Source organism: Aquaticitalea lipolytica, from assembly GCF_014641635.1.
Classification (GTDB): Bacteria; Bacteroidota; Bacteroidia; order Flavobacteriales; family Flavobacteriaceae; genus Aquaticitalea; species Aquaticitalea lipolytica.
The window spans coordinates 487,655-500,397 of sequence record NZ_BMIC01000001.1; the positions used below are offsets into that span (position 1 = coordinate 487,655).

The 12,743-nt window shown below is 28.7% G+C and carries 14 protein-coding genes; all 14 read right to left on the bottom strand.

The window, feature by feature from the left end:
• Positions 1 to 2: 2 nt before the first annotated feature.
• Positions 3 to 920 (bottom strand): glycosyltransferase family 2 protein, encoded by a 918-nt coding sequence (locus IEW41_RS02235; RefSeq protein WP_188604709.1) that lies wholly within the window; start codon positions 918 to 920, stop codon positions 3 to 5.
• Complete coding sequence (locus IEW41_RS02240; protein WP_188604710.1) at positions 917 to 1,891, bottom strand: glycosyltransferase family 2 protein; 975 nt, start codon at positions 1,889 to 1,891, stop codon at positions 917 to 919. The genes IEW41_RS02235 and IEW41_RS02240 overlap by 4 nt, the downstream gene beginning before the upstream one ends.
• Positions 1,892 to 2,800, bottom strand: a complete 909-nt coding sequence (locus tag IEW41_RS02245) for a glycosyltransferase family 2 protein (RefSeq protein ID WP_188604711.1) — start codon at positions 2,798 to 2,800, stop codon at positions 1,892 to 1,894.
• Positions 2,800 to 3,681, bottom strand: a complete 882-nt coding sequence (locus tag IEW41_RS02250) for a glycosyltransferase family 2 protein (RefSeq protein ID WP_188604712.1) — start codon at positions 3,679 to 3,681, stop codon at positions 2,800 to 2,802. The genes IEW41_RS02245 and IEW41_RS02250 overlap by 1 nt, the downstream gene beginning before the upstream one ends.
• On the bottom strand, positions 3,674 to 4,432 hold the full coding sequence (locus IEW41_RS02255) for a glycosyltransferase family 2 protein (protein WP_188604713.1): 759 nt from the start codon (positions 4,430 to 4,432) through the stop codon (positions 3,674 to 3,676). Before IEW41_RS02255 ends, IEW41_RS02250 begins: the two co-directional genes overlap by 8 nt.
• Positions 4,433 to 4,466: 34 nt before the next feature.
• Positions 4,467 to 5,750, bottom strand: a complete 1,284-nt coding sequence (locus IEW41_RS02260) for a glycosyltransferase (protein ID WP_188604714.1) — start codon at positions 5,748 to 5,750, stop codon at positions 4,467 to 4,469.
• Positions 5,747 to 6,589, bottom strand: coding sequence for a class I SAM-dependent methyltransferase (locus IEW41_RS02265; protein WP_188604715.1), 843 nt, complete (start codon positions 6,587 to 6,589; stop codon positions 5,747 to 5,749). Before IEW41_RS02265 ends, IEW41_RS02260 begins: the two co-directional genes overlap by 4 nt.
• Positions 6,589 to 7,410 (bottom strand): FkbM family methyltransferase, encoded by an 822-nt coding sequence (locus IEW41_RS02270; RefSeq protein ID WP_188604716.1) that lies wholly within the window; start codon positions 7,408 to 7,410, stop codon positions 6,589 to 6,591. The genes IEW41_RS02265 and IEW41_RS02270 overlap by 1 nt, the downstream gene beginning before the upstream one ends.
• 97 nt (positions 7,411 to 7,507) lie before the next feature.
• Positions 7,508 to 8,149, bottom strand: coding sequence for an acyltransferase (locus IEW41_RS14620; RefSeq protein ID WP_188604717.1), 642 nt, complete (start codon positions 8,147 to 8,149; stop codon positions 7,508 to 7,510).
• Between the two features lie 37 nt (positions 8,150 to 8,186).
• On the bottom strand, positions 8,187 to 9,119 hold the full coding sequence (locus tag IEW41_RS02280; RefSeq protein WP_188604718.1) for a glycosyltransferase family 2 protein: 933 nt from the start codon (positions 9,117 to 9,119) through the stop codon (positions 8,187 to 8,189).
• Positions 9,120 to 9,857, bottom strand: coding sequence for an FkbM family methyltransferase (locus tag IEW41_RS02285; protein ID WP_188604719.1), 738 nt, complete (start codon positions 9,855 to 9,857; stop codon positions 9,120 to 9,122). It lies immediately after the preceding gene.
• An 11-nt stretch (positions 9,858 to 9,868) separates the two neighbouring features.
• Positions 9,869 to 10,561 carry an O-methyltransferase gene (locus IEW41_RS02290; protein WP_188604720.1) on the bottom strand — a complete coding sequence of 231 codons (693 nt, stop codon included), beginning with the start codon at positions 10,559 to 10,561 and terminating at the stop codon, positions 9,869 to 9,871.
• Positions 10,548 to 11,828, bottom strand: a complete 1,281-nt coding sequence (locus tag IEW41_RS02295; RefSeq protein ID WP_188604721.1) for an ABC transporter ATP-binding protein — start codon at positions 11,826 to 11,828, stop codon at positions 10,548 to 10,550. Before IEW41_RS02295 ends, IEW41_RS02290 begins: the two co-directional genes overlap by 14 nt.
• A 1-nt stretch (position 11,829) precedes the next feature.
• Positions 11,830 to 12,705, bottom strand: a complete 876-nt coding sequence (locus IEW41_RS02300) for an ABC transporter permease (protein ID WP_188604722.1) — start codon at positions 12,703 to 12,705, stop codon at positions 11,830 to 11,832.
• Positions 12,706 to 12,743 lie beyond the last annotated feature (38 nt).

Here is a 12,743-nt window from a genome sequence, read left to right on the forward strand (position 1 = left end):
ATCTAATGTTTTGTGTTATTTGGTTTCCAATAGAGCTTTACATCTGGCAATTTACTGAATTCTTTAAACTCTTTTAAAGATAATCTATTACTATTTGCTATTAATTTTGGTGTATTTAAAACCACATCTCCTAAAGCTTGAACAATTGCCACTAATGTTTTAAACTGACCTTTAAACACTTTCAACTTCAACTGCATCCATAAAGAATAGGCGAATTTTTGAGGTATTAATTTTATAGGGTAAAATAATAAGTACAAATACCAACCTGCTCTTAAAGAGCGTCTTTGACGTAATATATAATCGTGGTTGTTTTTACGCTCAATTAAATCTACACGATGGTGACATAAAATATCTGGAGCGTAAAGCACTTGCTTATTGTTCTTAAAAAGGTTGAAACTCGCAAAGTCTTCTTCACCATAAAAAATAAACCATTCTGGATAATCAGGCAACTGTTTCCAATCATTCATTCTCCAAACATGTGCTCCACCTGCAAAGTTCTTAACTCGCTCTAGTTGTTGATTATGTTCAGTGGTCTCTGGATTCGAAGTACTCCAAAAAATCCTGAAACTAATAACTGCGCATGCATTATTCTGGCTAAAAACAGCCTCAATAACCTCTAGAGGTTGTTGCGTAATAAAATGCAAATCATCATCAATTGATATGGCATAAACAGCTTTTGTTTTTTCTAAAAGTCGGTTCCTACTATAAATTAAGCCTTTTGAAGTTTCGTTTTTAAATATCTGAATTTCTGGATGATTGTTTTTTATATAATCATAAGTATTGTCACTTGAGCCATCATCCCAAATAATACATTCAACATCTGGACGATGTATTAAATGACTTATTTTACTTAATGTAAATTTTAAGTCTTCTATCCTATTTTTAGTAGTTATTAATATGCCGAATTTTGGTTGTGTCATTTCTCTTTTATTTTAAAAAATAACAATCCCTTTTTGAATAGGATAACGCTATAAATTCCAATACTTATTTTAAACTTCTCAAAGGTAGATATTGATTTATGATCTATAATATTTTGAATACTTTGCTTGTGTGTTTTATTAATTGAAAATCGTTCTTTTATTGACGCTCCATGCATCAAAATTCTGTAAATAATTAGCAATAATTTTGAAACAATATAGTTGGACACCTCATTTTTTGATGCTTCAGGAATAAGATTCAAGCTATTAAAAACCAAGTAATGATATCTGAAAATTGAATCTAATAAAGGTAATGTAGTTTGCGATGAAATTCTCTCATTATCAACTCTTATATAAAATAAAGATTCATCAATAAAACTAAACTTCATTGGTTCTAAAAGCATTCTGAAATGAAACTCTGTATCTTGTAATTTGTGAAGTGTTTCATCAAAAAGAGTTTTATTAATTAAAAATTCTTTTTTCCAAAGTGGTCCTAAAGTAGAGAAAAAAGTCTTGTTTAAAATGAAGTTAGCTAAAGCATTTTTAGATTCTAATACAACTGGCCTTTGCACATTGGTAATTTCAAACGACTCTTTAAATGTTTCGCCATAAGCTATACAGCAATCTAAATCTGTATGTTGTAAGAGGTAGTTAATTTGCTTTTTTAATAGCTCTGGTTTCATTATGTCATCACTATCAAACCATTTTACAAAACTGCCTTTACTTTGCTTAAAACCATAATTTCTACAAGCGTTAGCGCCTTTATTTAAGTTTGGAGGCCTTTCATGATATTTAAACCTGCTATCCTTAGTAGTATAATTTTCTACAACTTGTTTTGTATTATCAGAAGAACCATCATCAACAATAATACATTCCCATTGCTCATAAGTTTGCTTCATAACCGAATCTAAAGTTTCTTTCAGCAATTCGGCTCTGTTGTAGGTAGGAATGATTATAGAAATTGTTGGATTCATTTATAAATAATGTCGACCTTTTGTCATGTTTATAGCTCTACTATTTAGTATTTCTGATTTATGCTTTTTTATGAGTTGAATTTCTTTACCTACACCTGAAAATAGTTTAAAATCAAGTTTTAATAGGGCTTTAATTCTTCTTTTTTGAAGCTCCCATAATTTTGGTTTAAAACTATAATTGCTTTCTAAAATATTAGACCAACGAAGTTTATAATCTTTCTCTTTTGTTTTATAGTATTGTGATGAATATATTTCAACTTTTTTAGGTGTTCTATTTTCTCTGTCGTGATTAATTATTGCATCAGTTACAACACCTATTTTAAGGCCATGAAACAATATACGTTGGCAATAGTTATCATCTTCTCCATAATGAAAAAAAATAGGATCAAAACCACCAACAATTTCTAATGTTTGTTTTGGTAGCAACCAAGCTGCTGCATTAACAAATGGCAACTCATAAACCGAATTTAACTTTTGTGCTTTAAAATTATCATTAAAATGTTCTAGTCCAGAATTAGTTATAGCATTTAAAAAACCAACATCTAAATTATCACCATTCCCATTTAAATGCAACGGACTTATAATTCCTAATTGTGGATTTGATTTGTGAGCATCTAAAAGCTTTTCAATAGTTGTAGGATGTAAATAAGCATCTTGGTTTAGCAAAAAAACATAGTCAGCTCCTTTATTTAAAGCATAAGAAATTCCCAGATTATTTGCTTTACCAAATCCTAAATTTTCACTTTGAGATAAAACCGTTATTTGTTGATAATTGTTATTTATAAAATCTAGCGTTTTGTCGGATGAATTATTATCTACAATAACTACAGAAAATTCAGCAGGAATACTCGACAAGGTTTTTGACAACCATTGCATTGCATTGTATGTAACAATAATAATATATACCATTATTTAGCTTTAAACTTATCTACAACCCAATAATACACTTTGTAAAACAAATTATACTTCCGCAATAACCTTTTTTGAACTTCTGGATGAAGAAGTTTGAGGTATTGACTATATAAAATTTTATTGTAAGCATGATAATCTGTTATTGCGTTTTGGTTATTAACATTTGTTGCTTGGTTTGCATGCAACCTGAATGATGCCAGATTTTTATGTATCACAGCAATATCTTTATACTTTAGTATTCTATACCAATATTCACAATCTAAAATTTGTTTTAAATTTTCATCAAACAATCCTATTTTATCAACTAAATCTTTTCTAAACATCACTATAGATGGCTCTCCAACTTTATTTCTAGGTGGATTTAAAAACTCTGCTGACTTCAATAAAGATTTGTCTATAATGCTTATGTTATTTTCGACTTTTAAATCTAATGTTCGCTGTAGGTTACCACAAGTCTCAATCCAAGTTTCAACCTCTTTACTTGCATGAGCTTTATCAACAATAAAATCGCGTTTTGAGGTTACTAATCCTATATGAGGATTGGTTTCTAAAACCTCAACCATTTCTTCAACACATGTAGGTGAAAGCACATCGTCCTGAAACAAAAATTTTATGTATTTGCCATTAGCTTTAAGTAAACAATTGTTCCAATTGGCTCCAATCCCATTTGGCTTGTGATTAAATATATGTATTGGAGTTTGAGTTTTTGAAGTATAGTTTTTTATAATGCTTAAAGTATCATCTTTAGATGCATCATCAGATACAATAATCTCTAAATTTTTATAGGTTTGAGCCAAAGCAGAACTTATGGCTTCAGCTATAAATTGCTGTCCGTTATACGTTGGAATACAAATTGAAACTAAAGGTGAGTTATGCATTATTAGTATTTACTAGATTTAATCTTCGTCTAATTTCTCTTTTAAATATAGTTCTGTATTGATAGAATGACAATTTACCAATTCCTTTAATAAGAAGCGATCGGTTTTTATTCTTTTCGAATTCTAAATCTTTATTAAGAGAGCTATAACCTCCATCGGCATAATTAGCAATTAAAATATCTATAAATTGTTTTGAAATTTTTGACGAAAAAAACCAACGTATATTATGATCCCAATCTGCATGTGATTTGTATTTTAAATTGAATAAACCGATGGTTTCAAAAACACTTTTTTTAAAAAAAATGGCTTGATGGCATATGTTTTTTTTACTCAATTTATAATAAGAAAACTCACCATCATAAACACCATTAAATCTTTGTGACATTACATTTCCGTAAAAAACATCTGCTGTATTAATAACATTAGCTTTAGAAACGTTTTCTAAAGTTGTTGATTTATACAACGTATCATCACTTCCTAAAAACAGTAAATACTCACCTGTAGCAACCTTTACTCCTTTATTCATGGCATCATAAATACCTTTATCTGGTTCTGAAATTAATTTAAGGTTTTCAATCTTACCAGAATATTGTTTTATAATATTTAAAGTACTGTCAGTAGATTTTCCATCAATAATTACAACTTCATAGTTTTTAAATGTTTGACAATAAATACTATTTAAGCAGTTCTCTAAAAATGCTTCAGAGTTGAAGGTGGGAAGAATAATAGAAAACAAACTCTTATTTGACATGGAGTTATTTAAAGTAATTAATTATAAAACAAAACTAAAGAATTTCCTTTTTCAATATTTCACTATATAATTTAATATAAGCGTTTGCTTGAATTGATAAATCATATTTCTCTTTAGCGGCAAGACTAATTTCAGCATTATTAAAAGAACTCTTAATTTTTAAAAATTGCTCTAAGCTCTCCAATAATGATTGACTACTTATAGATTTTGCCAACAATCCGTTTTGTTCATTTTTAATCATATCTGTAATTCCTCCAACTGGGAAACCTATAACTGGTGTACCACACATAAGTGATTCTAAAACCGTATTAGGCAAGTTATCCATTAATGACGGAATAACAAATACATCAGCAGCAGAATATGCAATACTCATTAAAAGTTCATCATTAATAGTACCTAACTCTATTATGTTTTTAAAAGAATCTAAACCACTATTTTTACTACCAACTGCACATAAAACCACATCATCATTTTGCATCATCTTTAAGGCTTTTTTTAAATAAGCATAACCTTTTCTATGATTATCAATTGAGTCGGCTACAAACAAAATAACTGTTTTATCTTTAGGAATATTTAAAATATTACGAGAATAGTTTTGATCTCTAGGCTGAAATATTTCTGAATTAATTCCATAAGGAATACAATGTACGTCTAGAGTTTTAAAAACAGTACTATTTTTTGCTACTTGACATAGCCATTTTGAAGGTGCAACAATATTAATGTTTGAAGAGTATTCAATAGCTTTTTGTTTTAATATGAGGTTTTTATTTGCTACTAGTTGTTCTTCATTAGTAAGTATTCTCGGAATAGGATTTCCTGATGCATCTATGCCTAAAAAAGTTTCTAAATAATGTTCACCTCCAGTAAACGGATTCATATCGTGCAGAGTCCAAACAATTGGTTTAGTATTATTTCTAAAAAACGAGTCGTAATCTAAAAAATTAGATACCCAATGCAAATTTATAATATCAGCTTCTTTGTAAAGTGGTGAACTGGTAATATCTAAACTAGATTCCGGAAAACTAAATAACTCTAAACCTAGTTGTCTGTGTTTAAAAAACTGTTGCTTTGGAGTTTCTTTAGATTTTTTAATAAGGCCTATTACACGTAAAAAACTCAAGCATTTATGCTTTATTAATTGAAACTTACTTTTAGGTTTATTTATTTGATTAAACTCATAGGTTTGCTGTAATGATTTTTGCTTATGTTTTAAAAGTACTTTTGATTCGACACCTTGTTGCAATAACCCTTCATGCAAACGCAAACAAGCATTGGCAGCACCACCTTTATCGAATGTATTGACGATTAATACTTTCATTGTTTTATTGCTTCAATAAATAAAGAATCGGGCTTTCTTATTTCTCCATCAATTGCATCTAATTGATATTTATCCCAATCAGGAATATTGCTTTTATAAGCTGAACATATTGTTATTTGTTGAAATCCAACTGTCTTTAATAACTCTGATAATGAATATCTATCATACATCCATTGATGAATTTCTCCCCCAAGTCTAAATTGCCCTATTTTTATTGCTTTTTTTTCTCTATCTGTTAATTTTGGCTGAGATTGTTTCACCTTTATTATATTCCATATTTTCCTAACTAATTGTTTAACTTTTTTTAAAAAAGAGCTAGATTTAATTTTTGTATTTTGAAGGTTTTGTGGTCGACTTAAAAAGTCCTTTCTTATTTTTTTACCTTCCATACCAATACGACTAAACACATAGCCTTCATTAGGTATTGTGTCTTGACATAAATAGGCTTTCATATTCCCACCACTTTCATTTCTAACCATTTGGTCAAGAAGTTCTAAAACTATCCAATTATAATTTTGTTGAGCTTCAGTTTGTCCTGAAGTTGCCATTTCAATATTTTTTAAATATTCTTTAGCAATTGTTTCTAAATCAGGTACAGCAATTCTAATAACTCCTTGTGGTTTTAACACACGAAAACACTCATTGATAAATTTAACACCATCTGCTTTAGAAAAATGTTCCAAAACATGCGAATGATAAATCACATCCATGCTTTGAGATTCAAATGGAATGCCATCTAATAGATTATGAGCTTGTACATGCTCCGAATTAGATACAAAATCTATGTTAATCCAATCCTTATGAAACGTGTTACCACAGCCTAAATTGAGTAAATTCATTAATTACAATCTTGTTTGAATCCAAATATATTTAACTGAAAATCCATGTTGTTATAATTGCTCAATCCCATGAAAGGAGATTTTAAAGCATCATTTCCTGGTATTGACATATATATTCTAAATTTTGCTTCAGTTAAAATGTTTATAAGCTCATTCAACGTTTGTTGTTGTCCTACAAATGAATGGTATTCAACAAAAATACGGTCTACCTTATCTAAATCTTCGGCTATATCTTTTAACACAACTGTTTCAGCACCTTCAATGTCTAACTTTAATAAATCAACTTTACTTTTAATATAAGGTCTTAAAGATGTCATAGGAACACTTTTACTATTTGCCTTATAATTACTTTTATTGTAAGTTTCTAAAATTCCAGCATCTGCACCTTCCGACTGAAACTTCAAGCTTGTATTTTCATTCCATAACCCTTTATTTATGAGTTTTACATCATCAAGACCATGACTTTTTATATTTGCCTCTAAAATATCAAATATGAATGGGTCTGGCTCAAAAGCTACAATTTCTGCACTTGGGTATAATTGTTTAAAATAAATTGAAGCTAAACCTATATTAGCTCCTCCATCTATAATATATGGAGACTTGTTTTTAGTTTTAAATTTATAGATTTCGGTTTTAAAAATTTCATCGTACATAAATAAAAATGATGCACTGTCTGGTATTTGTAACTCTTTACCATGTATTATAGCAGATGTTTTTACATACCTAGGCACCAATTTTAATCTATCAAATTCAGATACAGATTTTGAAGTTTTTAAATTGAGTTTTCTTTTTATATATGCTTTTAATTCTGGTGCTATCAAACTAAAAAGTTTTAGTATTAAATTAATTTTAAATGTTTCTGTATCAAATAAACTAATTCAAAAGTTATAATTTTATAAATGAGTCATTTTTTTATTTTTAATTTAAATCTTTAACTGTTTTAGCTGGATTACCAGCAACCATTGTAAAATCAGGCACATCTTTTGTCACTACTGCATTTGCCGATACTATTGCTCCTCTTCCAATTGTAACGCCCTTTAAAATTGTAGCTCCAAAACTAATCCATGCATAATCTTTAATTGTTATTGGACTTGTGTCTATGTTCTTTTTCTCAATCCAACTTCCTGAATCTATCATCTCTCTAAACCTTTGTGCTCTTTCCAAATAATCAATTTCATGAGAATTTGTATCAATTATATTGACGTTATGTGATATTAAAACATTGTTTCCAATTCTTAATGAATCTCCAGACCAAATTCTACTATCTTTACCTATAAAACAATTGTCACCTACACTAATTTCTCCACCATATTTAAAAACTAATAGTTGACCTCTAATATGTGTGTTTTTACCTATAGTAATTTTTGTAACATCTTCTTGAAGATTATTAACTTCTGCTTCAGCATAGAAATTTGTACCTTGACCAGATAAAACTTGTGATTTGCATTTAGTGCTATTATAATTTGCAATTCTAATATTTAATTCCTCTAAATCAATAGCATATGTTAAATTTTTTTTACCTATAATCTTAAGGAAAAATTTCATTATTAACTTTTTCATCTATTCAAATTTTAAAATATTTAGCACTTCGGTTATTTTAAAAGTTAAGAAAAATTCTACGTTTAATCTTTTGAAAGTATCTTTTAATTTTACTTTTTAATGAAACCCTTAATACGTTATTTTCTTTTTTAACCAATTTCTCATTAGTAAAATAATCTAACATTTGTGTATACCTTTTAAGGTTAATTTTATCCTCTAATTTTATAAAAAAAATTTCTTTAGATAAATTTTGATTTACATCTTCTATACCACAGTTTTCTCCACTACCATCTAATCCAATATTAATTACCAGACTTTTAGTTACAAATAAACCTAGCCCATTCTTTATAAATACTGAGTAGTACCATTTAATTGCCCAAGATTTTGGGTTGTTAATCATAGATGCAAAATCATAATTAGCAAAGTTGAATCTATTCATTAAAAAATTATGGTTTTGAATTAAATCTTTATACTCGATGTCATGCTGAAAACAATCCCATTTTTCTTTCCAAGTTGCCCATCCCCATGAACTCGTAGCAAGAGGACATAAAAATGTATCTGAAATATTGAAATCAATTGGAAATTGATATCCATTTATTGAATATACATTTGAAGCATTTTTATAGATCTCTAACCCTTCATTACAATAGGTTAAAAATTGAGGTGAAGTAATTAAATCGTCCTCTAAAACAATAATGCGTCCATATTTATTAATTACAGTTGTTATTCCATCTATAACATTTTTGGCTAAGCCTAAATTATCATCTCTTTGAATAACCACAACTTCTTTACACCATTGTTTAGATTTAACTAGCTGACTAATTTCATTTATTTTTTTTAAATCCTCTTCTGAAGCATCTTTTTTCGGTCCATCGCAATATATATAAAGCACACTTTTATCTGCAAGATTATTTAATGCTAGCGCATTTAAAGTTTGCTCGGTATGCCAAGGACGATTATAAACAAAAAGAACTATTGGTGCTAGGTTCATTTACTTTTTATTGTCTTTAAAGAAAAGTGTGTTAAATGTTTTAGCCACTAAAATATAGTCATTAATAATCAAAAATTTATACAAATCACTCTTAGAAGGCAAATCGGCAAGTGAATTTTTATTTAAATCTTCAACTAAAAGAAAAGAAGGTCTGTATTTTTTCCAATCATTAGATTCTACGACTTCTAAATCAAACCCTTCGACATCAATTGTCATAAAATCAATATTTTGATTTTTACCTAAATGTTTATCAAGTACTTGCTTTAATGGATAAGTATTAACCTTCCTCTTTTCTATTATTCTATAGTTTTGCAATCCATCCTTTTTTAAGGCTTCAGTTTCAGAAAAAGTATTTAATGCAGGTTCGTTAAACATATAATACAATAATTCACTTTCTTTTTTAGAGATGCCTATTTCAAGATTTATATCATTTGGTCTTTCTTTATTAAATGCAACCATACTTCCTGGCAAAGCATCTATATTAATACCTCGCCAATCTTTTTTATAAAAACTATATGTATTTGAAAATCGTCTAGGATGGTGTGCACCAACATCTACATAAAACCCATTTTCTTTATTGCTAAAAAAACGATTTAAAATTAAATCTTCACCTTCTTGAGAGTATGATAAATTAGAAAACGCTAAACTATTTTCATATTGATTAATAGCTTGCTGTCTAAAATAGTTTTTTACTTTTTTAGGTGTTAATACATTTAAAAGTTTCTTTAAAATCTTCATTAAAAACAACGTTAAAAACCTCCACCAATTGGTATTGTTGGCTGAATAGTTATTGGATTAAAATTAAACTCACGATGCATAAAAATACTTGTCGTCCAAGTATAATCGTTAATTGGACCTAAGCCATGAAAGTCTACTTCTATAAATCCTAGATCTCTAAATGTGTTAGCTATTTCTGGGTGTCGATCACTATTATCTAAAATAATTAAACCTCCATTATTTAGCATTTTAGTAGCCTCTTTTGAGCAAGCCTCTCTTTTAACTCCATCAATCAATATTATATCAAATTTCACATTAAACTCTTTAGGTTTAAGTTCATAATCAGTGTCAGCAAAAACTAATGTTTGGTTTTTAATTTTAAACTGTTTAACTTTTTCATACCATTCTATATTGTGATCTATTGAATATAATTCTTTTACTCTTTGAGCAAAAAACAATGATGAATTACCTGAACCCCATTCTAACATGATTTTATTAGATAAGTCTAACTGACGTAAATAATCAATTGAAGGGTAAGTGAACCATGGTATTGGATTATTATTTGCATTAATAGCCTCTTGCTTATTTTTGCTTAAAAGGTGTCCATAATCAATTTCTAAAATAGTACTAGCTTTAGTATATATTAAGCCTTTAGGATTGTTCTTAATTATCTTAAATCCAATTTGTTTTAAAATGTTATTGATGCTTTTTTTAATGAAATTCATGTTTAATTAAGATATGGCCTTGGTTATTTTGTATTATACGCCCTGTGTTAAAAAAGTCTCCGTTTTCTACTTCAAAAGATCCTGCATTTATAACCCAATCAGAAATATTCTGATCTTCACTTGCAAACAATGTAAAGTGATACATACCAGCTTGAAAAGGAATTACAGGAACATAAATTTTAATTAATTTGGTTTCTTGAGGCGCAAAACTTATTTCTTGGTTTGTTAAATCGTTACTAAAGATAGTTATGCGTCTGGCATGATCATCATCAATTCCAACTGAAACTCTAATAGAATGTAAGTTTACATCAGAATTATTTTTTAACTCCACAACCATTTTATAAGAAGAACCTGACTGAATTAATTGAACTTTTTCTTCATTTGCATTTTCAAACCAATAGCTTTCAAATTTTAGTTTTCCATTTCCTTCTCTATCTGTTCTTGTAGACAATTCTTTTGATACTTCTTCATTTCTAAATTTTTTAAGATAATATGAAATCATATCTTCAGTATAACCAACAGCATCCACAGTACCATTATCTAAAAGCATTACTCGTGTACACAAACTTTTAACTGCAGCCATATTATGACTTACAAACAACACTGTACGTCCATCGCCTTTAGAAATATCTTGCATTTTACCAATAGCCTTTTTTTGAAACTCAGCATCACCTACAGCCAAAACCTCATCAACAATTAAAATATCTGGCTCTAAATGTGCTGCTACTGCAAAAGCTAAACGTACTCGCATTCCAGAAGAATAGCGTTTAACAGGTGTATCTATATAACGCTCACAACCAGAAAACTCAACTATTTCATCTATTTTAGAACTAATCTCAGATTTGGTCATTCCTAAAATAGCTCCGTTTAAATATATATTTTCTTTACCTGTTAACTCTGGATGAAACCCTGTGCCAACTTCTAACAATGACGCTATACGTCCTTTAGTTTTTATTTCGCCAGTGGTAGGACTTGTTACTCTTGAGAGTATTTTTAGTAATGTAGATTTTCCAGCTCCATTTTTACCAATAATACCTAAAACCTCTCCTCTTTTTACTTCAAAATTAATGTCTTTTAACGCCCAAACATACTCTGACTCACCTTTAGTACTTCTATCATTTGTGTCTCCAATTTTTAAAAAAGGGTCTTCTTTACCTCTTACTTTACTCCACCATCTTTTAAGATCATTACCTAGTGTTCCTGTACCGATTAAGCCTAAACGATATTGTTTTGAAATATTTGTTGCTTTAAGAATTATATCGTCCATATTAAACAGTATCTATAAAACTTTTTTCTGTTCTATTGAACACAATTAAACCAAGAATAAATACAATAACACTTATTACTGTAACATAAATCATATCGCTAATTTGCACATTACCTGTATTAAGCATCATGTTTCTAAAGGCTTCAACAATAACAGCTATTGGGTTGTATTCTACTAACCAAGCATATTCAGGTAGTTTTTCTTTAAAATAGCTTATTGGATACATCACTGCCGAACCATACATAAGTAATTGTACACCAAATGTGACTAAAAAGGTTAAATCTCTATACTTTGTGGTCATTGATGAGATTATCATTCCGAGTCCCAAACCTAAAATTCCCATTAAAACAATAAGAAAAGGTAAAAAAACAATGGTTTTTTGAGGTGATACTTGTGAAGCTTCAAGTGTAAAAAAAACATAGTAAATATAAAATGCTATAAATACCAATAATTGTATAACTAACTTTAACAGGTTAGAAAATACAAGCGACATTGGCATTATAACACGAGGAAAATATACTTTACCAAAAATATTTTCATTCCTTTTAAATGTATTGGAAGTCCCTGTTAAACACTCTTTAAAATAATTCCATGAGGTTATTCCTGCTAAATTGAATAAAAAAGCTGGCACACCATTTCCTGTTGGTATATTAGCTAAATTATTAAATATTAAAGTAAATATTACCGAAGTGAATAGTGGCTGAATTATATACCATAAAGGACCTAAAATGGTTTGCTTGTAAACAGTAACAATATCTCTTTTTACAAATAGAAATAGCAAATCTCTATATCGCCAAATTTCATTAAAATTAAGATCTATTAATTTTTTTTTTGAAGATATAGTATATAACCACTGATTTTCCTTTGTGGGACTCAAAGTTTCATAATTTTAAATTGATAAGGCTAATATAATAA